The sequence below is a fragment of the Hymenobacter psychrophilus genome (genome assembly GCF_900107135.1).
In the GTDB taxonomy this organism is placed as follows: domain Bacteria; phylum Bacteroidota; class Bacteroidia; order Cytophagales; family Hymenobacteraceae; genus Hymenobacter; species Hymenobacter psychrophilus.
Window position 1 is genome coordinate 266,702 of record NZ_FNOV01000003.1, and the last position, 20,812, is coordinate 287,513.

Here is a 20,812-nt window from a genome sequence, read left to right on the forward strand (position 1 = left end):
TTTTGCTTTTAGGGGTTGGCTAGTAAGCCCCGCCCCGGTTGGCAGGGCTAGGGGTGCCAAAGCCAAGCACGTCCTTCTTGCCAACTAGTTGCTTGCGGTATCGGTCGCCGGAAGCTGGGGTAGGGACTGAGAAGCTGGTTTTCTTTTTGCCGCCCGTATTGCCGGGAGCAGGAACACCCCAATCGACGCCCGTTTTCTTCAAGACCGGCTGAGGTTGCTGTCCGGTGGTGGGCGTCTGGGTGTACGGGTCCAGCAGCCGCCCGCCCTTGCGCTTCAAGGCTTCCACGGCGCGGGCCTGCTCTGACGTGAGCTTGCGCGGGTTCCAGGTGCCGCCGCTGGCGCGTTGTAGCTGGGCGTCGGTGGTCTGGTTGGCCGGAATGATAACCGACTGCTCCGTGGACGTGGGGCCTGAGTTGCGGCCCTTTGTTTCCGATATATCCCAGGGGTTGGTTTTCTTCCGGTCGGCCCCTTCCGATTCCTGATTACCGGCTGCATTCTGGCCCCCAGTTCCGCTGTTCAAGGTGCGGGCCTTGTCGGTGATACTGCCCCGGTATTCAGCCCGAAATTCAGCCTTGCGGGCCTGCTCCGGGGTAAGCCCCTCAATGGTGGAAAGCAGGTAGCCGTAGGCGTCGGTATCGGAGGTAAACGCCCGACTGCGGCCTACGCGCTTGCCGTTGATGTAAAGGGCTAGGTCGCGGCTAGTGATTCGGGCGGGCACCTTGCCGTTACCCTGCGCGAGCTTGGTAGTCGTGCCGTTCTGGCCTACTACTTCCGCGCCCCGGTTGTCTACCAATACTTCCGCGAAGGGGCTCCGGGCGCTTGCGAAGGTAACTCCCACGGTGGGGTAATGGTTAGTTACCTGGGCCGGGGTGATGCCGAGGGCCGCTTTCATGGTGCGCTGGCGAAGGCCGTTAGGCTCCGGGGTATAGGTGCTGGCCTGATAGCCCACGGTCGGCGTAACTGTAATCTCCGACGCGGACTTCTTGGGGGCTGCCTTGGGGGCTGCCTTGGGGGCTTTGGGTGCCACCGGCCGGGCATATGTCTGAATCTCGGTGCTCCGCTGGTACGCGTGGGGAAGTAACAGCTCATCGAGGTACTGAGTATACCGCTTGGAGCCGGTCTGCTCCTGCCCGACTAGCTGCTGCTCTTGTTCCGTCAGCGGCTCTGATGCCTTCATTTTCTCCACCACCCCGGCCACCGTCGCCGCGTGGGCTTTCATCTGCTGGTCGATTAGCTTGCTCACGAACGGGTCGCGCCGGGCAGCCTCTACGACTTCCGGGCGGCTGGTGCGGGCAATGCGTCGGCCAGTCGTCGGGTCTAGCTTGAAAGCCCCGTCCTGCACCTCAAAGAAATTGGACGTCGCCGTATTGCGCTGTCCGTAACGGCCGGGCGTGGCCGCTGTAGAGGTGGTAGACGAATCTTCCTTGACAAGTTGGTCGAGAAACCGGGTAGCAACGGCGGTCTGGTCGAACGTATCCGGGTTGTCGAGCACGGCGTTCACCACGTCGGGGTTGTAGGAGCCGGGTGCCAAAATTTGCCCGTCTTTGTCTTTCAGCGTGGCTTGTAGGGCCGCATCCACGGCGGCCGGGTTGTAGGGGGCATCGGCCCCGCTGGAAAGCCGGACTACATCCTTAAACCGGCTTTCCAGCTGCTTGGTCCAATCCACCTTACTGTTGTGGTTGGCAATAATTTCGTCGGCTTGGCTCTGCTTATCAACGCTGTTCAGGCTGGGATTGTGAATCACGCCCTGAAGCTGCTTATAGAGCCCCCCCCGCTCCTGGTCAAGCATAGGCTTATAGGGAAGGAAACCGTCTGTCTGAATACCCGAGCGTAACCGCTGCATCTGCTGGGCTTCCTGCTGCTCCTGCTTCTGCTTGTTGGCGGCTGCCTTTTCGGCTGCGTGGCGGGCTATTAAATCTTGTCGAGCTATCGTGGCCAAGGGCTTGTCGCCGCCTTGGAGTAGAAACGCTTCACCACTGCCCGCGACACCTAACGGAACGGGGGAATAATTTGGGAATGAGACAGTTGCCATATACCCAAATTTACGACAAAAGCAGCGGGTAGATTGGGCTAAGTAGCAACCAGCATGCCCCTTAGTGAGACGGATAACGCCCCGTTTCTATTGCATCGGTCGCGCCCGCCCATCTGGCAGCATATCGTTCAGGCCCCGGCCTTATGTGTTGCTGGTAGCCGCCCCATATTGCAGGACAAGCCCATCACAATCAACAACCTATGAAGAAGCTATTCGGCTCTTTCGCCCTGTTGCTGGCCCTGACTGCGGCCGCGCCCATTACTACCCCGCTCACAAGTGCGCCCACCAGCTACACAGTGGCTGAAACCGCCGTGTATGTTTGCATGAGCAACGGCAGAAGGTCTCAGCCAGTGGAAGCCCTGTTACAGCCAAGATTGATTAACAGAGGGGTGCCAATGTGATTGTTTTGAGGCCCTACCAGATATTGCTACCAACATCCTTGCTAAATTGCCTCATCTATAAGATATCTCTTCTATAAGCCTACAATGTTGGCTCCTCTTTTCCAAAGTCGTGTTCGCGTCATTCAGGAGGTCTTGCCTACAGCTCATGAGCCATTACTAGTACTGACTGAAGAGTACGAAACTTACTATCTAAAATATCACAAAGCAGCCTACAACGCTCATGAGATGCAGGCAGAGTGGCTCTGTGCGGCACTGCTACGAGAATGGAACATTCCAACGCCAGACGTTGCAGTGCTAACTGTTGAAAAGGCGATAATATCAAACCTGCCAAGAAATGCGAAGCGGGCATCATTGTATCTGCAAAAACCATGCTTCGGCTCAAAATCAATTTTTGGTGCCCAAGACTCCAGCGAGTTATTGAATGGGCAAATTGAGTTAGAGACACTCAGCAATGCTGAAGACTTGGTCTTGTACGCTTCCCCGTGAAGTAGGCCAGTGAAAAGTAGAGGAAGGGGGTATCTTTTCCCATCCTTTTCCTCCTACCCATGAAAAAGAGTCGCTTTAGTGAAGCCCAAATCATCGGCATCCTGCGCCAGCAAGGCCAGGGCCAAACCGTGGTCCAGATCTGCCGCGAGCACAGCATTAGCGAGCCCACGTTTTATCAGTGGAAGAGCAAGTACGGTGGCCTGGAGCTGACCGAGTTGCAACGCCTCAAGCATCTGGAAGAAGAAAACCGCCGACTCAAGCAATTGGTGGCCGACCTGAGCCTGGAAAACCAGGTAGTCAAGGAGGTATTGCGAAAAAAGTAGTTGCCCCGGCCGAGCGGCGGGCCGTGGCCCAGCACGCCGTGGCGCGGGGGCTGAGCCGGCGTCGGGCCTGTGCCCTGGTGGGGCTGGCCCGCGACAGCTACGCTACGCCGCCCGGCCGGGGCGACCAAGCCCAACGGCAGGCGGCCGACGCAGTGCTCGTCGACGCGCTACTGGCGTTGGTCAAACGTCACGCGGGCTGGGGCTTTTGGAAGTACCACCACCGGCTGCGCAAAGACGGGCTGCTGCTCAACCACAAGCGGTTGTGGCGGCTCTACCAGGCCCAGCGCCTGCAACTGAGCAAGCGGCGCAAAAAACGCCGCTTGCCCGAACGCGTCCGCCAGCCGCTGGCCGTGCCCGAGTCGGCGAACCAGTGCTGGTCGATGGACTTTATGAGCGACGCGTTAACCGATGGGCGGCGCTTCCGCACGTTGAACGTAGTGGAGGACTGGAATCGGGAAGTGCTGGGCATCGAGGTGGATTTCTCGCTGCCGGCCGCTCGCGTCGTGCGCCTACTACAAGTCTTGGTCGAGCGCCACGGCCCGCCCGAGCGGTTGCGCGTCGACAACGGGCCGGAATTTATCAGCCAGGCCCTGCAGGACTGGTGTAGCACCCAGGGCATCGCACTACAGTGGATTCAGCCCGCCAGCCCCACGCAGAACGCCTACGTGGAACGTTTTAACGGCTCGTTTCGCCGGGAACTGCTCAACGGCTACCTCTTCGCTACCTTGCAGCAAGTGCGCGAACACTGCCGCCTGTGGCAGTACGATTACAACCATCTACGCCCCCATCAGGCGCTGCACTTTATGACGCCAACCGAGTTTCGTCAAGCCGCCTGACCTCTACTTTTCACTGGCCTACTTCACGGGGAAGCCTACAGTCTGGCTTGCTTTATATGATGCTTGGACTGCAAACGATGACCGCAGGGCATCTCATCATAATACACTACTTGCCCCTGATGGTAACGGGAAAAAGTATACAATATGGGCTATAGACCATGCCTACGCATTTGGCCGGATGGATTTTCGCTACTTAGATCCGAGGTACCTGTACTGTGATTTTAACAAGAATTTAGTCAGCGCAACCGCTACTCACGCGTATCTAAGAAGGTGGCGTCAGCAACAGCCACTATGGGTAGAGGAAGAGTTAAGAGCAGGTTTCTATCTTCGCGTAAAAAACTGTAAAAAACGCTTTCTTGACATATGCGAGTGGCTCCCTACCGCGTATAAATTAAGTGAGGATTCGCAAACTGCTTTGTTTAACTTTTTGTTTTCTGAACCACGGCAGGAGTTATTGCTTCGCCGATTCTTTGAATGCCTACCATGAAAATAGCCCCCTTCCATACCCTGATTCGCATAGCGCCGAACCCGGCGTCAGGCGAAGCTGTGGTCATAGGAATCGTCTTTTTTGATGGTACGCGATACTGGCTACGGGTATCCTCTCGTAAGGTACGTCTAGCTGGATTATTGGCACCTAATCTAAAGGGGGTGATCCGTGACGCTGTTGCCAATGTTGAAAGACGGGTGGCACTTGATACCCAGACACGTCAATCTGCTGTTGCTGCTTCTACAAGACCTTCAGGAGGCAATCTTTTGCAGCCTGCCGACTGGGAGTATCTAAGTCGATATTCTAACGGCATTGTGCGGGTTGGCCCACTCAATACGGTGGCAATATTTGAAGGTGAAAGTCCTGAAGGCGTTTTCGAGCAGTTGTACGTCCAGTTAGTGGATGGGAGCAACGTGCAAGAGCAATTGAGCAAAGTAACGCCAAGTCCTTTAGTACAGGAAACGGTGTTACAGTTAATGGAGCGAGTAAAGCCAATAGTACATACCAATCTGAAGATAACAGACCGCCAACTGCCCGAGCTGTTCTTTGAGTTTAGAATGGAGTGTATCGGCTTGAATGGCTCATTTACTGCTGCACATGCTCTGCCATTAGAGTCATATGGTATGGATACTCTTCAACAGCACGTTTTCGAATACGATACTGTAGCCCGAAGCTTGTTACGCAAGTTCAAAAGAGACCCTAGAAAAAGCGCCTTCTATCTTTTATGTGACGAGCCTAATGAGGAATCTGACCCTGATAAGCATAAGTTTTGGCGTGCTGTAAAGGAGAACCCTCTACTCACAGTCATCCCATCTGACAAAGCAGAGATGGTTGCAGAGCGTATTGAAGAAACCGGGGCAAGAAAATTCCTAAAAGCCGAAACACAACAGGCTGCATAACGGCTTCCTACAGATTAAAGAGTTACGATAATGAGGCTCGTATTGTATCAAAGCAATGCGAGCCTCATTATTTTTGAGGCAACGACTCAACTGTGTAAACCACTGTGTAAACCAAAAGCAAATCAGCCACTCAGACTCGCGTCTAAGTGGCTGATTTACAATGAGCGAGAAACGAGGTTCGAACTCGCGACCCTCAGCTTGGGAAGCTGATGCTCTACCAACTGAGCTACTCTCGCTTATGGGGTTTGGTAGGGGCAAAAATACACCGTGGAAATCGAAATCCAACCGGCTACAGGTCCGAAGTACGGCCCGGCGTTGCCTGAACGCGAAAAATTGCTTCTTTTTGTAGCCGGCCGGTTGCGGCTGGCAGGTTGGTGATGTTGCCGGCCGTTATTTATCCACCTCTATTTCTGCTCGCTATGGCCTGGCCTCCCACCCCCGCTACCCGCCGCCTGCTGGCCTGGTTGTTCCTGACGGCCGGCATCCTGCTGACGCTGGGCGTGAGTATGCAGCTCTGGATTATGTACAGTGAATTCCAGCGCCTGGGCAGCGGCGGCGTGAGTTCCACGGCTTTCATAGTGCGCCTGATGATGCTGGTAGCCGCTGTGATGATGCTACGCTACGGCTGGCGCGAAACCCGCGGCAACGACACAGTTGATTAGTTTTTAAGCTGTTAGCAGATAGCTAATAGCTAATAGCTGAAAGCTCCGTTCATTCCGTAATTACCTGATAGCTAACAGCTCTCAGCTATAAGCTAATAGCCAATAAACATGAGTCAACCCCTGCGCATCAGCGTTGCCAAACGAACCCCGGCCGCCGCGGCCCAGCTCGCCGAGTTGGGCCGGCGACTGTTCTACGAAGCCTACGCCGCCCAGAACACGGCCGAGAACATGGCCGCCCAAGCCGATGCCACCTTCAGCCCCGAGCGGCAGCTGGCCGAGTTGGAGGACCCTGACACCGTGTATCTGGAGGCCCGCATGCTGCAGGAGTTGGTGGGCTATGCCAAGCTACGGCTGCACTCCCAGCTCGGCCTCGACCCCGATAAGGTGGCCGAAGAGCGGCTGGAAGTGGAGCGCCTGTACGTGGCCGAAGACTGGATTGGCACCGGCCTGGGGGCCACCCTCATGCGCCGCGCCATTGAGGAGGCCCGTCAGCAGCAGTGTCGGGCCGTGGTGCTGGGCGTGTGGGAGCACAACGCCCGCGCCCGCGCGTTTTACCAGCGGTTCGGCTTCCGGCCTGTCGGGCAGCACCTTTTTCAGTTCGGCGCCGAAGCCCAGACCGATTTGATTCTGCGGAAGGGCCTGTAAGGACTGCGCCACTGGTTGGCTCTCCCGTTCGCCCCAGGAAATGGTGAAGGGCCCTGGCCTACCCGTTCCGCCTCCTTCCGCTACCTTTGCGCGCCCGTCTCATCATTCCGTGTCGTTGCAACGCCTTCCCTTTCTTCGTCTTACCGGCTTGGCCCCGCTGCTGGCTTTGCTACTGAGCGCCTGCTCGGGCAACTCGGGCTCGGGGGAAGTGCCAGTTGCCGCCCCGCCCACCGGCCACTACGAAGGGGCCATCAGCTACCAGGGCAGCGAACTGCGCACGGCCCTCGACCTACGCGAAACCAAGCCCGGCCAGCTGACGGCCACCTTGAGCTTTCCGCAGCTGCCAGGACTGGAGTTTGAGGCGGCCACGACCAGCTACCAGGCGCCCCAACTGCGGCTGGAAGAAGCGCCCGGCCAGCCCGGCGGCATTGTGGTGCAGGCCGTGCGCGAGGGCGACTTTCTGCGTGGTGTACTAAGCTGGGACAGCGTGCGGGCCGATTTTGTGTGGGTGCGGCGCGGCGAAGTGCCGGCTCCCGGCTTCCGCGACACCGTGCTGACGGTTACCGTGCCCGGCCAGCCTGCGCAACGCCTGCGCCTGCTGCTGCCCGACGATACGCTGCCCCGCCACCCGGCGCTGGTGCTGCTGGCTTCGGCCGCCGATGGTCCGGCCGCTGCCCGCCGGGCTACGCACCTGGCCCGCCGCGGTATTGTGGCGCTGCTACTGCCACCAGCTACCCCCGCCGACTCGGGCGCGGCGTGGCCGGTGGCGGCGCTGGCCGCCCTGCGGCAACAGGCGGCCGTCGATTCGGGGCGGGTGGGCTACTGGGGCCGGGGGGCAGCGGCCCGGCGGGTGGCGGTGGCGGCCGGGCAAATGCCCCAGCCCGGGTTTGCAGTGCTAGAGGCGGCAGCGGCAGCCACCCGCCCCGAGGCAGCCGCGTACCAGGTGTTCAACCAGAAGCGGATTGCGGTGCTGGCCTACTACGCGGGGCTCGATACGACGGTGCAGGCGGCGGCCAGCGCCAAGCGCCTGCGCCCCATGCTAGGCTACCGCCGCGGCACGCAGGTGCAGGTGCTGGCGGGTGTAACGGCCGATTTCCGGCGCCCCGGCCGCACCGGCTCCGATGGTCAGTGGCAGTGGCCCCAACCGGCTCCCGAGTATTGGAACGGTCTGGTGGAGTGGCTGAAGGCGCGGTAGATACTACCACACTGCGCGGGCGGCTTGGCTGGGGGCTCTTACTTGGCTACCGAATCTATTATGGCACCTTGGGGCATGGCAAACCGGCTGGCAGCTGGCGGGGCGCGGTCAAGGCGCACATTGCTGAAGTCGGCTTGGTAGCGCAGGTCACCGATTTCGTTGTTGGCGAATTTGTGGCCTTCCATCTTTTGCGGCAACAGCAGTCCGTTCACTTCCTGCCAATCCGAATAAAGCAGGGCATTGTAGCTCGCCTCTTTGCCCGGCTCGAAGTACGTAACGGTGTAGAGCAGCAACTCCAGGCGGTGGGTTTGGGGGTCGAAATGGGCAATGTACTCGTCGCCGGAAGAGTCGCCGCGGCCGGTTTCGTAGCTTACTTTCAGCGCCCGGTAGTCTTTGCCGGCAATGGTGCGCGTGCCAAGGTCTTCGTACACGGTGCCCTCATCGGCCAGCACAAACGGGATGGAGAAGAAGTAGAAGAACAGATTGTGATAGAAGCGGGGCGACATTTCGCCGAAAGCCGCCTTAGACGGGCTCACCCACACCTGCTGTCCGTCCATGCCAATCTGGTAGTCCGGGGCCTCAATCCGCACCTGGCGGGTGCGCAGGTCGATGAGGTGCTTTTCGTCGCGCAGAGCCCCCAGCGTGGTTTTCAGCCGGTACTCCATCGTGCCAAACTGCTGCCAGGCAGCCAGTCCGCCGTGGGCCGTCAGGGCCTGCTGAAGCAGTTCGGGCAGCTCGCGCGAGGCGGCTGCTACGGTTGCTGTTGCGGCCGGCACACCGGCCTGCTGCTCGGGGTTGGAAGTACAGGAGACAACAAGCAGAGCCGCGAGGCTGAAGTAGAAGCTGTTTTTCATGGATAGCAGAACCGTAAGTAGCCATAAGGCCCGGCGGCAGCCATTTGTTTCCGGCCGGACTTACGTGGCAGCCTGATTTCGCCGCTGCCGGGCACTGGTGCTGGCAAGTTAGCCCTGGTCCGGAGCCGGGTTACTATTCGGCCCCTTTCCTATCAAATGCCGACTTTGTTTGTCCTACCAATGATGCTGTTCGCTGTTCCAACCCTACTCCTGCTGCTGCCGGCGGCCCTACAGGCAGTGCTCAGCTTCCGACGCCGACGCAGCGGCTCCTACCTGGGGGTGTTGTTCATGCTGACCATCTTGCTCCAGCTGCTGGCGGGTATCGTGGCCACTGGTATTTCGGCGGCTGGTTTCGGGCAGCGCGGTCTTGGCTGCGCCACCGGGGCCGGCGTATTCTTTGCCGGCGGAGTGGTGCTGGCAGTTACGGTAGTACCCGGCCTGGCGCTGCTGGCGGCACTCATCCGCTGGCAGCAGTCCAGCAGCAGTCCGCAGCCGCTGTAGCTTGTTTTCTGGTTGATTGGTCCCGCCGGCCAGCCCCAATCGGGCAGTTGGGCGAGCGGGCCGGGCGAACGGCCAACCAACAAACCTACAACCGCGCTACGCACTGCGCGTACTACCGCTGCTATGCGCTTCCCCTACTTTCCTTTCCTGGCGGCTCTGCTGCTGCCGCTGCTGCCGCAAACTGTCGCCGCCCAAACTTCTACCGACTCCCTAACGGCCATCAAAAGCCGCTATTCGCTGTTTCGGCCCGTGCCGCGGGAGCTGATGCGCGACCTGGCGCCCGACCGGCCCGGCGTAACCGAAAGCCCGTTTACGGTCGATGCCGGGCACTTTCAGTTTGAAACTGATCTGGTCCGCCACATCAGCAGCCGGCCCGGGGCCGAAATGCGCCAGCGCACCGTTCGGGCCAACGCCTTCGTGCTGAAAATGGGCCTCGACAACCGCACCGACGTGCAGCTGTTTCTGGACGCCTACGAATGGGACCGGACGTTTGCCACCGCCGACGAGCCCGGCACCCGCAACCGGGGCTTCGGCGACATAACCGTGCGCCTCAAGCGCAACCTGCTGGGCAACGACTCCACCGAAAGCCCGCTGGCCGTGGCCGTAATCGGCTCGGTGCGCCTGCCCACCGGCGGCCGGCAGGGCGCGGGCGGCGTCGAGTATGCCCTGCTACTGCCCGCCACCTACGCCCTCGCCGATACCTGGAACCTAAGCGCCCAGCTACCGCTACAGCTCAGCTTCGACCGCGACGAAGCTCAGCATTACCTGCAAACAAGCCCGTCCGTCAACCTCGACCACTCCTTTCGGCCCTGGCTCACGGGCTTCGTCGAGTTCGTAGCCCAGCACGATTTCCGGGCCCGCCGCTGGGACGAAGGCCTGAACGTAGGGCCGATTTTCTTCGTGGGCAAAAACCTGCAGTTCGACTTCGGCCGCCACTTCGCCCTCACCCGCCAAGCCGACCGCGAGTATTTCGTGGGCTTCGTGGTACGGCGGTAGGGGTTGGTTGCGGGCTACGCTGGGGTTCCAGAAGGCAGCATCTGGGGTTTGTGCGCGTCGTAGTCTACCTTGGCGGAACTTTTACTCATTAGATGGCACCTTATGAAGCTGTTTAGAAAGTTAAAGAAACGCCATGCTGAGCTTGCCGAAGCATCTCTACCGCTTCGTTGCAGTCTTTCAGCGAAGCGGTAGAGATGCTTCGGCAAGCTCAGCATGGCGTTCTGATTTATTCCAGGGACTTTCTAAACAGCTTCTATGAAACAATTACTATTCGCCGCCTTACTAAGCTTATCCCTGGCAGCCTGCCAGAAAGACAAGCAGGAACCGCAGCCTGATTTTCTGCCGGCTGAAACCAAGGACTGGCTCATTTTACGGGCACCCGACAATAATGCTGTTGAGGCCGTAGCAGGCGATATTGACGGAACGCTGACTATTGCCACCCGTAATAAAATCTACTTAACCAAGGATCGTGGCAAGACTTGGTTGGCCGGGGATTATGAGGGAAACTTTTTCGTTTTCGGCTTATTGCAGCAACAGGATACGTTGATAGCTATGAGCCAAACAATGGGCTATCAACCAAGCGCACAATATGCCATAGATGCTGTTCAATTCAGCCTCGATCAGGGCCTGCATTGGCGTAAATACGTAGACAAGCGCGGTTACCGCAACGAGCTTCAGCTGTCCCGCAACCGCTTCACTACTGCCACGGGCACCGAATACCGAATCGAATACTCGCAGACCCCGGTGAGTTCCAGTTCCACCGCGTACTACGTCGAATCCATAGGCATTGAAACATCAGCCGGCCAGCATATTACGCTCCCTGGTCAGCACCGCCTGAACAGCATTTACTTCGACGCTAAGTCGCGGCTGTACATCGCCTCCTCGGCTCCGTTGTGCGGCATGGGCAATGACTTTAAGTTCTGTGGCGGCGAGAAGGGCACACTGTACGTTTCGAAGCAGCCTCTCCTTTAAAAGCGGAAACCAGAACTCAACCTCACACCAGCCCCTTCAGCCGCTCGAAACTGCGGCCTAGAATGGCCTTGTCATCAGCCTGGAGCCAGTCGTGCAGGACGGTGGCGTACACGGAGCGGAAGTCGAGCTGGTACTTCAGGTCGCCGGCGTCGAGGTTTTGCAGGTTGGGGGCGTTATTGAGGATGCCCTGGCGGCGCAGGCCGCCGCCGAGCAGCAGCACGTTGTTGGCCGTGCCGTGGTCGGTGCCGTTGCTGGCGTTCTGCCCCACGCGGCGCCCGAACTCCGAAAACACCAGCACCAGCGTATCATCAAAATTGCCGGCTTTCTGCAAGTCCTCGGCAAACGAGCCCAGGCCCTCCGACAGGTCGCCGAGCAGCTTGCCCTGCTGCTCCTGCTGGCGTACGTGGGTGTCGAAGCCGCTGAGCGACACGTAGAACACCCGCGACTCGACTCCCGAATTTATCAGCTCGGCCGTGGTTTTGAGGCTCTTGCCAAACTCGCTGTTCGGGTACGCCACGGCCGACTTGTACACCTTGCTTTTCTGGTACAGATAATCGGCCGACGAAGCCGTTTCGGCCAGCGTCTTGTACAAGTAATCGACCTCGGAGAGGCTGCTGCTCGGCTGCTCACGACCGATTTTAGCCAGCAAACGCCCCTGGGTTAGCTGATGGAATTTCTCAGGGCTTTTGAGGGCCAAGCCTTTGCGCAGCTGTCCTTTCATGGCCAGGCTGAGCGTGTCGTCCACTTCCACGCCGTTGTAGGGCAGGGCGCAGGGGGCGCAGTTCGAGTCGAGGTAGCGGCCGAGCCAGCCGGTGGTCAGGCTCTCATCGGCGCCCGAGCCGCTCTGCCAGATATCCATCGAGCGGAAGTGGCTGCGGTCGGGGTTGGGGTAGCCCACCGAGTTGAGCACGGCCACGTGGCCCTGGTCGTAGAGGCCCTTGAGGCGGCGCATGGCCGGGTTGAACCCGAGGCCCTTGTCAAGGGTATGAATGCCGCTTTGGAGCCGGATGCCCAGCGTGGGCCGGGCCTTGAAATACAGGTCGTCTTCGAAGGGAATGACGGTGTTGAGGCCGTCGTTGCCCCCGCTGAGCTGCACCACCACGAGGCGGCGGCCGGCGGCATCGCGCAGGCTGGGCAGGGCGTGGGCATCGAGCCGATGCAGAAAGCTGGGTACGAACAGCAGCGTGCTGGCCAGCGTGGAAGCTTTTAGAAAGTCGCGGCGGGTAGTCATAGCGTTGGGATTGATAGGAATGAAGGGGTGGAATCGGGGACTTGGGCGAGCGTCATTCAGAGCGCAGCGAAGAATCTCGCATGAATCATTGCTACAATTGTTCGGGACTTCACGCGAGATTCTTCGCTGCGCTCTGAATGACGTTTTTTTGGCCCTAGCAGCTCCTACATCAACTGATACTCAGGTAAACTCAGCAAAGCCGTCGTCATGTCGCGCAGCTCGCCGCGTACCAGGGCCAGGTTTTCGGGGCGGATGGGCACCTGGAGCAGGAATTCGCTGAGGCGGGCGGGCTGTTGGGCGGCGGGCGTGCCGGCCAGCAGGCGCTGCAGCGGGGCCAGCCGCACGGTGGTTTTCACCGCCTGGTCGAAGGTGCGGGCGGCGCGGGGCAGGTTGGGGTCGAGGTCGTTCTCATCCTGCTTGAGCTGCACGTCGAAGGCGGCGTTGCGCAGCAGCACGGCCGGCAGCTGCAACCGGTAGAGCAGCGACGAAGAGTCGATCCAGGCGCGGCCGCCGGGCCAGCCAGCCACATTCGGCGGCTGAAACAACGTCTGCCCCAGCGCCTTCTGGAACACGATAAGCGGCCGCTCGTTGGCTAGCTCCAGTCCCAGCGTGCGCTTCATACCGGCCAGCAATTCCACGGGCGACTTGATGCGGGTGCCCACGTTGGCGGCGGCATAAAACCAATCGGCCGAAAACAGCTGCTCCAGCAGCGCCGCTATGTCGTAGCCGCTCCGGAAAAACGCCTGGGCCAGCGGCCGGATGTGCTCCGGGTTGGGCACATCGTTCACGAAGAAGCGGTAGAGCTTGGTGGTGATGAACGCGGCGCAGGCGGGCTGCGCCAGGATGATTTCCAGCGCCTGTTCGCCGCTGAAGTTGCCGGTGCGGCCCAACAGGGTTTTCGGGCCGTCGTCGTGCTGTTTTTCGCGGAATACGAACTTGCCCTGGCCGTTGTAGCCCCAGCCGGTAAAGGCGCGGGCGGCCTCCTTCACGTCGGTTTCCGAGTAGTTGCCGCGGCCCAGCGTGAACAGCTCCATCACTTCGCGGGCGAAGTTTTCGTTGGGGTGCTGCTTGCGGTTCTGCTGGTTGTTGAGGAACTGCAGCATGGCCGGCTCGCGGCTTACGGCCAGCAGCAAATCGGGGAATTTGCCCAGCGCCAGCCGCCGGATGGTGTTGTTGAGCTGCAGGGCCGCATCGGGCCGGCGCACCCGGCAGGCGAAGTGGCCGTGCCAGAAGAACGTGAGTTTCTCGCGCAGCTGGGCCTCCGAAGTGGCCATGCGCGTCAGCCAGCCGGTATTCATGGCGTAAAAGGCGCTCCGAACATTCTGGTTCTGCTGCTTGCGCTGCTCCGGCGTTAGTTTGTCCGGAGCTGCGCCGGCGGGCCGGGCCGTCCGGTCGGGCGTGGTCACCATAGCTGCCTGGGGCGAGCCGGCCGCCTGCATCATCTCGCCCGAAGGCGTGGGCAGCGGCTCGGCGTAGCGCATGGCCGGGCCATCGAGCGGCTCGAAACTGCGGGAGTCCTGCAGCAGCTTCCGCAGCGCCTGCTGCGGACTCAGGCCGGCCGCCAGTTGCTCCGGCGTCGGCCCGAAACCGGCCCGCCAGTACAAATGCTGGAGTTGTCGTTGCGTGGTTGTGTTCGTCATGGCCGGTTGGACGCAGGAAGCCCCAGCAGGTTTAAATCACAGATGATGCGGATGGTGCAGATGCACAGGATTCATTCAACGGACAGACGTGCTGGTTGCCGTAACCTGTCATCAAACGAACCCGCTACCTCAACGAATCCTTTTCATCTGCACCATCTGTGATTCAGAGGCGCGCACCTACTACCACCGTTTTGCGGTACTCGCGCTTTTCGCCGCTGTTGGGGCGCAGCAGCTCAATGTGCAGCACGTAGTAGCCTACGGCTGCTTTCTGGCCCCGGTCCGTCAGGCCGTCCCACTGGAAAAAGCCGGTGGTGGCCAGCGTTTCGTTGCGCACCAAGCGGCGGGCCAGGCGGCCCTGGGCGTCGTAAATCGTGATGCTGGCGGCGTAGCCAGGCTGGTCGAGCAGGTAGTTGAGGGTGGTGAAATCCTGCTGGCCGTCCTCATCAGGGGTGAAAACTTCGGGTTCGAGCCGGAACGTCTGGTCGCCGCCGGGGTCCTGCTGATACTGCGAGTTGGGGCGGCCGGGCGTGGCGTAGCCCGCGGCACTGGCCGCCGAGTGGAAGTTCTCGCCCGTGCTCGGACCCTCGGGCCGGATGCGCTCCAGCGACACGCCGTTCAAATCGTCGAGCAGCTTCAGGTGCATGTTTTTGTGGTAGGCGAAGCGGTCCAGCGGCTCGTTGGTGGCCGAGGTCAGCACCACGATGCCCGCATCATCGGGGTACGAGGGCAGACTGGGCATCCCCAGGAAATTGGCCGGTTCCGAGCTATTGAGATAGTAGCTCTGGATGTTGGCCGGGCTGGTTGTGAGGACGACCAGTTGGCCGGGCGCCAGCACGTAGGGCCCGGTGCTGATGGGTTTCTGGTCTATCGAGCCGTCGGCTTTCTCGCTGCCCAGCTGCCAGCCCTGCACGTTCAGGTACTTGCCCGAGCGGTTGAGTAGCTCCACGAAATCGACGCCGCCGGTGCGCGGGTTGAACAGAATTTCGTTGAGCACCACGTCGCCGGCCGCTACCGGCGCGGGCAGGGCCAGCGTAACCGCGGCGGCCGGGCCGCTGGCGTTGCCCACGCAGTCGGTGGCCTGCTGCACGGTTAGCGTCAGGGACTGGTTGGGCTGCAGCGGCGTGCTCAACTGCAGGTCCACAAGCCGGAAATCGGGCCCCACGGGCACCACCCGGGCCACGCCCACGGCGGGCGTAAACGTGTAGCGGGCGGGGTTGGAAACGGCCGCGCTGTCGAGCTTCTCACTGAAAAACAGCCGCACCAGCGTGGGCGACAGGGCCACGGCCCGCAGCAGGCTGGGCGCGGTGCGGTCGGGGTTGGGGGTGCGCACCGAGTTGGCCCGGCCGGGTGTGCCCCCGCTGGGGTCGTTGCTGGCGGTCCAGTTCTCGATGCCGCCGCAGAAGTTGGCCTCGTCCACCATTTCCAGGCTCCAGCCGCCTTCTTTTTTGCGGCTGTCCTTGTACCAGCTGTCGGAGTAGGTTACCTCGAACACCGTGCGGCCACTGCGGCCCGTCAGTACCAGCTGGTCGCCGGCGTTGTTGAGGCTGGGGAAATTGGTCAGGGCAAACACCTTCCCGAAGGCCGCAAACTGGGCCCCGCGGGTGCTGCCGCACACCACCGCGTACTCGCCCGGCAGCAGCGTGGCGCCAGCCGGAAATACGGCCGGGTTGGCCGTGCTGCCACCTTTGCTCAGCCGCACCCCTGCCAGATCGAGCGTGCGGGTGGCCGAGGGGTTGTGGATTTCGAGGTACTCGGAGGCCGGCAGCCCCACCACCGGCGTTTCGTCGGCCATGATTTCGGTGATGAGCAGCTGGCCGAACTGCGGCACCGCCAGCACGCCCGCGAAGCTGAACGCAGCCGTGAGCGGGCCCGCCGCCACGTTGCCGTAGAGGTCGGCCACTTGGCGCACTTCCAGCGTGCCACCGCCCGCCGGCAGGTCGGCGGCCAGCGTGAGGTGCACCAAGGCCGGGTTGGCCGCGTCGCGGAGGGCGGCAATTACGGCCGGGCCGCCGGGCAGCTGGTAGCTGGCGGGACTCTGGGTGGCGGCCACGGCCTCGTTGAACGTGGCATCGAGGGCCCGTGGCCCCACGCCGGCCGCCTGCACGGTGGCGGGTGGGGTGTTGTCGAGCACCTGCACATCATCGAAGTAGAAGGCCTTACTGTTGGCCGATGAGTAGGTGAGCAGCACGCCGAAAAACGCGCTGCGCTGGTAGGTGGCATCGGTGCCGCTGCCCTCAGCGGCGTAGCTCTGGCCGCCCGTCAGGTCGCGCTCCAGGGTCCAGATGCTCTGTACCGAGCGCGTCACGCGCACCCGCACCAGGTTGTTGGTGGTCGAGTTGAGGGTACCGTCCTGGCCATTGACGACGTACACGGGGCTGCCGGTGGCATCCTGGCGGAATAGGGCCACTTCATCGGGGGTGCCACCCAGGCGCACGAAGTAGCCGCGGGTGCCACTGGCTTTCAGGTCGGCGCGGTCGGCCATCAGCCATACGTCGGCGTAGTTGCCGCTGCTGGTGGCCAGCTTCAGATTGGCCCAGAACGTCCAGCTGGTGCCGGTGCTGGCCTGGCAGGGCGTAACCAGCTGCAGCTGGGTGCCCGTCACGGCCGGGCCGTTGCTTTGCAGCTGGCGGGCCGCATTCACCTGAAACGCCGCTTCGTCGCCGGTCCAGGTGGGGTTCTGGCTGAAGTCGCCGTCGGTGAAGTCGTCGGTTAGCTGAGCCCGGGCCGTTAGACTACTTAGAACAAGCAGAAATAGTAGTAATTTTTTCATGCTAGATAGAAAAAATTCTTGCCGAAACCCTCACAGGAACGCGCGGAGGCAAGGGGGAAGACCGCCTTCCAACCTCCGCGCATCTCTCTGCAGGCTTCAGCCAGAAAACAGATAGAAGTGCATAGGAAATATAACTGCTTTACCTTTACCGCTCAACCAAAAATGCATATGAAAGTAGCCGTAGTGGGCGCCACCGGATTGGTAGGCACCCAGATGCTTAAAGTGCTGGCCGAGCGCAACTTCCCGGTCACGGAGCTGCTGCCCGTGGCGTCGGCCCGGTCGGTGGGCCAGGAAATCGAATTCCGGGGCCAGAAGTACCGGGTGGTGAGTATGGACGACGCTATTGCCGCCCGCCCGGCAGTGGCCATCTTCTCGGCCGGCGGCGCTATTTCGCTGCAGGAAGCGCCCCGTTTTGCCGCGGTGGGCACCGTGGTTATCGACAACTCCTCGGCCTGGCGCATGGATCCGGCCAAGAAGCTGGTGGTGCCCGAAATCAACGCCCACACGCTCACGGCCGACGATAAAATCATTGCCAACCCCAACTGCTCCACCATTCAGCTGGTAGTCGCCCTCAACGAGCTGCACAAGCGCTACCAGGCCCTGCGCATCGTGGTGAGCACCTACCAGAGTGTAACGGGCACCGGCAAGCAGGCCGTCGATCAGCTGCTGCAGGAGCGGGCCGGCCAGACGCCCGCCAACCCCGCCTACCCCCACCGCATCGACCTGAACGTGCTGCCCCACATCGACGTGTTCCAAGACAACGGCTACACCAAGGAGGAGATGAAAATGGTGAACGAGACGAAGAAAATCTTCGGCGACGACACCATTCGCCTCACCGCCACCACCGTGCGCGTGCCCGTTATGGGCGGCCACTCGGAAGCCGTAAACGTCGAATTTGCCCAGGAATTCGACCTGGCCGACGTGCGCGAGCTGCTGCGCCAGACCGAGGGCGTGGAACTGGTGGATGACGTGCAGAACAACATCTACCCCATGCCTCAGGATGCCCACGGCCGCGACGCCGTGCTGGTGGGCCGCCTGCGCCGCGACGAAACCCAGCCCCGCACCCTCAACATGTGGGTGGTGGCCGACAACCTGCGCAAAGGGGCCGCTACCAACGCCGTGCAGATTGCCGAGGCCATGCTGAAAATGGGCCTACTGGGTTAGCTGTTAGCTGTTAGCTGTTAGCTGTTAGCTGAAGAACGTCATTCAGCGCATGCGCTGAATGACGTTCCCCTAACGCTGATTGGTGGCGCTTAACAAATAGCGGCGCAAAAATCCAGTACCGACTGCCGCGTTAGCTCCGGCGCCTCCATGAAGCCTAAGTGACCCACGTTGCGGAGCAGCAGGGCGTGGCTTTGGGCGGGCAGCGCCAGTTGGGGCAGCAGCGTATCGAGGGGCACAGCCGGGTCGTCGTGGCCGCCGATGAACAGGACCGGGAACCTGGCGTCACGTAGCACCTGGGTGCGGTCGGGGCGGTGCTTCATGGCTTCGAGGCAACCCAGAATAGTGGTTACGGGCGTAGTGGCGGCCAAGTCTTCCAGCTGTTTCAGTTCGGCAGCCAGCTGCTTGCGGTTGCCGGGGGCCAGCAGGGGCCTGATGGCGGAGCGCATATACTTTTCGACCCCGTGGCGGCGCACGAAACCGGCGCTTTCGTCGCGGGCGGCTTTTTTCTCCTTATTATCGGGCAGGGCAGTGCTGTGGAAGAGCACGAGGCCAGCCACCCGCGCGGGGTGGGCTTCGGCCAGGGCCAGGGCCACGTAGCCGCCCATGCTGTGGCCCACCAGCACCACCTTATCGGCGCCGGCCGCATCGAGTTGCGCCAGTACGGCTTGCGCCTGGGCCTCCATGGCGTAGTCGGTTACCGGGGCCGGGTTGGGGCCGTGGCCGGGCAGCGCGGGCATCAGCAGGCGGTAGCGGCTGGGGAAGTCGCGGGTGAAATCGGCCCAGATTGCGGGGCTTTCGGCGAAGCCGTGCAGGAAGACGAGGGTGGGCTGTGGGGCGGCGGGCATGAGTAGTAGGTGGAAAAGTCGGCGGAATCCAAGCAAATACGCACTTTTGCTGCATCCGTTCCTCCTATCTCTCTCCCGCATGGCCTTTATCAAGCAACAGTACTATCATTACCTGATTGCCAGCAGCGCGGGCCTGTTACTCGCTCTGCTTGGGCGCTTTGTTTTCGCCACCAACTACCTCAACGATGCCGGGGGCCTGCTGATGCTCTGCTTCCTGTTACTGGTACCGATGGCACTGGGAGCTGTGACGGCTCACTTTACACCGCGCACCGCCTCCAAATGGTGGCGGCTGGTGTTCGGGCCGTTCCTGACAGTGCTGCTATTCTTAGTCACGGCGCTGCTATTCCACTTGGAAGGCATGATTTGCGTGCTGATGATTTTCCCACTGTTCATCATCACGGCCGGACTGGGTGCCCTCGCCTATTATGACTTTACCAGGAACCGCGACGATAAAACCAAAACCTACGTGGTGGCCGCCTTCGCCCTGCTGCCCTTCGTGCTGGCCCCCCTCGAAAGCCAGTTCACGGCCCCCGACGAATATCGGCGCATCGAAAACACGGTGGTCATTGCGGCCCCGGCGGCCGTGGTGTGGCGGCACATCGTGCGGGTGCCACCTATTTCGGCCCGCGACCTGGGCCCGAGTCTGGTGGACCGACTGGGTTTTCCGCGGCCCGTGGAAGCTACCCTCAGCCACGAGGGCGTGGGGGGAGTGCGCCGCGCCACCTTCGAGCGGGGGGTGGAGTTTCTGGAAACCATCGACGTGTGGGAGCCCCAGCGGCGTATTTCATTCAGCATCGTGCCCAATACCGCTACCATCCCGCCCACCACCTTTGACGAGCACGTGACGGTGGGCGGCCGGTTTTTCGACGTGCTGCGCGGCACCTACGAACTGGAACCCGCCGGCCCCGGTCGCACCCGCCTGGTGCTCTACAGCCGCCAGCGCCTGAGCACCCGCCTCAACCCCTACGCCGGCCTCTGGACGGGCTACGTGATGAGCGAAATCCAGCGGCGCATCCTGGAAGTCATCCGCCGCCGCTGCGAAACCGACGCGGCCTTGGCAAGCCTCAACACCACCGAAAACACCCGCCACTGAAGCAGTGACGGGCGCTTTGCAGGCCATTGAAGGGCGATTTTTATACGGTAGCGGGCTCGGCCTGCTTGGTGAATTGCACGCTGGCCATCAGCTTCACGTCTTCGCTCACCACGATGGAACCGGCTTCGGTTATGCCGCTCCAGCTCAGGCCGAAATCCTTGCGGTTGATTTTGCCGGTCACGTCGAAACCGGCCTTGGTGTTGCCGTAGAAGTCGCCGGCCTGGCCGCCGTACTCCACATCCAGGGTCACCGATTTGGTTACGCCGTGCAGGGTCAGGTCACCAGTCAGCTTGTACTCGCCCTCATCTTCCTTGGTGAAGGAAGTCGAAACGAAGGTCATTTCGGGGTATGTGGCGGCGTCGAAGAATTCGGCGCTTTTCAAGTGCTCGTCGCGCTGCTCCTGGTTGGTATCGATGCTGTCGATTTTGGCTGAGAAGCGCACCTTGGCTCCTTCAAATGAATCACCTTCCGTTTCTGCCTCACCTTCGAACTGCTTAAACGAGCCCGTAACGGTGGAAATAACGAGGTGCTTTACTTTGAACTGAACTTCGGAGTGGGTGGGGTCAAGCGCCCATTTGGTCGTAGCCATGGTGGTAACTGGTTGGTTGAAAAGACACTGAAAATATCCGACCCACCCGGGAGCAGCGCCGAACACTCAACAAATGTACGTACATTATTTATAATTGATGTATGTACACGGATTTATATTTTCATTACTATCTCCCTTGGCTGGCCTGTTCAACACAAAAAAGCCCCGCCGGACGAATCCGGCGGGGCTTT

18 protein-coding genes and 1 tRNA gene are annotated in these 20,812 nt (G+C 60.9%); 11 read left to right on the plus strand and 8 right to left on the minus strand.

Features of this window, described 5'->3' with window-relative positions:
- Positions 1–19: 19 nt before the first annotated feature.
- The gene (locus BLW21_RS06155; RefSeq protein ID WP_092738571.1) at positions 20–1,939 is read right to left on the minus strand and encodes a hypothetical protein; all 1,920 of its coding nucleotides are present in this window, start codon (positions 1,937–1,939) and stop codon (positions 20–22) included.
- 578 nt (positions 1,940–2,517) lie between these two features.
- Between BLW21_RS06155 and BLW21_RS21055 the strand changes: the two genes are divergently transcribed.
- The 3 genes from BLW21_RS21055 to BLW21_RS06165 all read left to right on the plus strand — a co-directional run bounded on the left by BLW21_RS21055 (position 2,518) and on the right by BLW21_RS06165 (position 5,464).
- Positions 2,518–2,919, plus strand: coding sequence for a HipA family kinase (locus tag BLW21_RS21055; RefSeq protein WP_139255102.1), 402 nt, complete (start codon positions 2,518–2,520; stop codon positions 2,917–2,919).
- Between the two features lie 59 nt (positions 2,920–2,978).
- Positions 2,979–4,078 (plus strand): IS3 family transposase gene (locus tag BLW21_RS06160; RefSeq protein WP_092738572.1). Its coding sequence is split into 2 segments (ribosomal slippage): positions 2,979–3,225 and positions 3,225–4,078, totalling 1,101 coding nucleotides; the frame shifts between segments, so codons are not numbered across the junction.
- 483 nt (positions 4,079–4,561) lie between these two features.
- Positions 4,562–5,464 carry a hypothetical protein gene (locus BLW21_RS06165; protein ID WP_139255103.1) on the plus strand — a complete coding sequence of 301 codons (903 nt, stop codon included), beginning with the start codon at positions 4,562–4,564 and terminating at the stop codon, positions 5,462–5,464.
- A gap of 163 nt (positions 5,465–5,627) precedes the next feature.
- Here BLW21_RS06165 and BLW21_RS06170 read toward each other — a convergent pair.
- A tRNA-Gly gene (locus BLW21_RS06170) sits at positions 5,628–5,700 on the minus strand.
- A gap of 183 nt (positions 5,701–5,883) precedes the next feature.
- Between BLW21_RS06170 and BLW21_RS06175 the strand changes: the two genes are divergently transcribed.
- The 3 genes from BLW21_RS06175 (at position 5,884) to BLW21_RS06185 (ending at position 7,966) form a co-directional block, all read left to right on the plus strand.
- A complete protein-coding gene (locus tag BLW21_RS06175) occupies positions 5,884–6,126 on the plus strand; it encodes a hypothetical protein (protein ID WP_092738574.1) in 243 nt (80 codons plus the stop codon).
- Positions 6,127–6,234: 108 nt separating this feature from the next.
- On the plus strand, positions 6,235–6,771 hold the full coding sequence (locus tag BLW21_RS06180; RefSeq protein ID WP_092738575.1) for a GNAT family N-acetyltransferase: 537 nt from the start codon (positions 6,235–6,237) through the stop codon (positions 6,769–6,771).
- Positions 6,772–6,886: 115 nt separating this feature from the next.
- The gene (locus tag BLW21_RS06185; protein ID WP_139255104.1) at positions 6,887–7,966 is read left to right on the plus strand and encodes a hypothetical protein; all 1,080 of its coding nucleotides are present in this window, start codon (positions 6,887–6,889) and stop codon (positions 7,964–7,966) included.
- Between the two features lie 38 nt (positions 7,967–8,004).
- On the opposite strand, the gene BLW21_RS06190 is transcribed toward BLW21_RS06185, so the two are convergent.
- On the minus strand, positions 8,005–8,820 hold the full coding sequence (locus BLW21_RS06190; protein ID WP_092738577.1) for a DUF6503 family protein: 816 nt from the start codon (positions 8,818–8,820) through the stop codon (positions 8,005–8,007).
- Between the two features lie 180 nt (positions 8,821–9,000).
- On the opposite strand from BLW21_RS06190, the gene BLW21_RS06195 reads away from it, so the two are divergent.
- From BLW21_RS06195 to BLW21_RS06205, 3 genes are all read left to right on the plus strand, one after another.
- The gene (locus BLW21_RS06195) at positions 9,001–9,321 is read left to right on the plus strand and encodes a hypothetical protein (protein ID WP_092738578.1); all 321 of its coding nucleotides are present in this window, start codon (positions 9,001–9,003) and stop codon (positions 9,319–9,321) included.
- Positions 9,322–9,444: 123 nt separating this feature from the next.
- On the plus strand, positions 9,445–10,317 hold the full coding sequence (locus BLW21_RS06200; RefSeq protein ID WP_092738579.1) for a transporter: 873 nt from the start codon (positions 9,445–9,447) through the stop codon (positions 10,315–10,317).
- A 255-nt stretch (positions 10,318–10,572) separates the two neighbouring features.
- Positions 10,573–11,289, plus strand: a complete 717-nt coding sequence (locus BLW21_RS06205) for a hypothetical protein (protein ID WP_092738580.1) — start codon at positions 10,573–10,575, stop codon at positions 11,287–11,289.
- Positions 11,290–11,311: 22 nt separating this feature from the next.
- Here the strand turns inward: BLW21_RS06205 and BLW21_RS06210 are convergent, their stop codons facing one another.
- From BLW21_RS06210 to BLW21_RS06220, 3 genes are all read right to left on the minus strand, one after another.
- A complete protein-coding gene (locus BLW21_RS06210) occupies positions 11,312–12,520 on the minus strand; it encodes a DUF1501 domain-containing protein (protein ID WP_092738581.1) in 1,209 nt (402 codons plus the stop codon).
- 164 nt (positions 12,521–12,684) lie between these two features.
- On the minus strand, positions 12,685–14,160 hold the full coding sequence (locus tag BLW21_RS06215) for a DUF1800 domain-containing protein (protein WP_092738582.1): 1,476 nt from the start codon (positions 14,158–14,160) through the stop codon (positions 12,685–12,687).
- Between the two features lie 163 nt (positions 14,161–14,323).
- Positions 14,324–16,930: a lamin tail domain-containing protein gene (locus BLW21_RS06220; RefSeq protein ID WP_092738583.1), complete on the minus strand. Its 2,607-nt coding sequence runs from the start codon at positions 16,928–16,930 to the stop codon at positions 14,324–14,326.
- A 168-nt stretch (positions 16,931–17,098) separates the two neighbouring features.
- On the opposite strand from BLW21_RS06220, the gene BLW21_RS06225 reads away from it, so the two are divergent.
- The gene (locus tag BLW21_RS06225) at positions 17,099–18,094 is read left to right on the plus strand and encodes an aspartate-semialdehyde dehydrogenase (RefSeq protein WP_092738584.1); all 996 of its coding nucleotides are present in this window, start codon (positions 17,099–17,101) and stop codon (positions 18,092–18,094) included.
- 89 nt (positions 18,095–18,183) lie between these two features.
- Here BLW21_RS06225 and BLW21_RS06230 read toward each other — a convergent pair whose 3' ends face one another.
- Entirely contained in the window at positions 18,184–18,939 is a 756-nt protein-coding gene (locus tag BLW21_RS06230; protein ID WP_175470874.1) for an alpha/beta fold hydrolase, read from the minus strand.
- Positions 18,940–19,018: 79 nt separating this feature from the next.
- On the opposite strand from BLW21_RS06230, the gene BLW21_RS06235 reads away from it, so the two are divergent.
- Positions 19,019–20,032 carry an SRPBCC family protein gene (locus BLW21_RS06235; RefSeq protein ID WP_092738586.1) on the plus strand — a complete coding sequence of 338 codons (1,014 nt, stop codon included), beginning with the start codon at positions 19,019–19,021 and terminating at the stop codon, positions 20,030–20,032.
- A gap of 40 nt (positions 20,033–20,072) precedes the next feature.
- Here BLW21_RS06235 and BLW21_RS06240 read toward each other — a convergent pair whose 3' ends face one another.
- On the minus strand, positions 20,073–20,621 hold the full coding sequence (locus BLW21_RS06240) for a YceI family protein (RefSeq protein WP_092738587.1): 549 nt from the start codon (positions 20,619–20,621) through the stop codon (positions 20,073–20,075).
- Between the last annotated feature and the right edge of the window lie 191 nt (positions 20,622–20,812).

Excerpts from the sequence above, each read along its gene's own strand:
- BLW21_RS06235 (WP_092738586.1), top strand. The coding sequence starts at position 19,019 with ATGGCCTTTATCAAGCAACAGTACTATCATTACCTGATTGCCAGCAGC.
- BLW21_RS21055 (WP_139255102.1), top strand. The coding sequence starts at position 2,518 with ATGTTGGCTCCTCTTTTCCAAAGTCGTGTTCGCGTCATTCAGGAGGTC.
- BLW21_RS06200 (WP_092738579.1), top strand. The coding sequence starts at position 9,445 with ATGCGCTTCCCCTACTTTCCTTTCCTGGCGGCTCTGCTGCTGCCGCTG.
- BLW21_RS06230 (WP_175470874.1), bottom strand. The coding sequence starts at position 18,939 with ATGCCCGCCGCCCCACAGCCCACCCTCGTCTTCCTGCACGGCTTCGCC.
- BLW21_RS06180 (WP_092738575.1), top strand. The coding sequence starts at position 6,235 with ATGAGTCAACCCCTGCGCATCAGCGTTGCCAAACGAACCCCGGCCGCC.
- BLW21_RS06165 (WP_139255103.1), top strand. The coding sequence starts at position 4,562 with ATGAAAATAGCCCCCTTCCATACCCTGATTCGCATAGCGCCGAACCCG.
- BLW21_RS06205 (WP_092738580.1), top strand. The coding sequence starts at position 10,573 with ATGAAACAATTACTATTCGCCGCCTTACTAAGCTTATCCCTGGCAGCC.
- BLW21_RS06225 (WP_092738584.1), top strand. The coding sequence starts at position 17,099 with ATGAAAGTAGCCGTAGTGGGCGCCACCGGATTGGTAGGCACCCAGATG.
- BLW21_RS06175 (WP_092738574.1), top strand. The coding sequence starts at position 5,884 with ATGGCCTGGCCTCCCACCCCCGCTACCCGCCGCCTGCTGGCCTGGTTG.
- BLW21_RS06195 (WP_092738578.1), top strand. The coding sequence starts at position 9,001 with ATGATGCTGTTCGCTGTTCCAACCCTACTCCTGCTGCTGCCGGCGGCC.
- BLW21_RS06190 (WP_092738577.1), bottom strand. The coding sequence starts at position 8,820 with ATGAAAAACAGCTTCTACTTCAGCCTCGCGGCTCTGCTTGTTGTCTCC.
- BLW21_RS06215 (WP_092738582.1), bottom strand. The coding sequence starts at position 14,160 with ATGACGAACACAACCACGCAACGACAACTCCAGCATTTGTACTGGCGG.
- BLW21_RS06240 (WP_092738587.1), bottom strand. The coding sequence starts at position 20,621 with ATGGCTACGACCAAATGGGCGCTTGACCCCACCCACTCCGAAGTTCAG.
- BLW21_RS06220 (WP_092738583.1), bottom strand. The coding sequence starts at position 16,930 with ATGAAAAAATTACTACTATTTCTGCTTGTTCTAAGTAGTCTAACGGCC.
- BLW21_RS06210 (WP_092738581.1), bottom strand. The coding sequence starts at position 12,520 with ATGACTACCCGCCGCGACTTTCTAAAAGCTTCCACGCTGGCCAGCACG.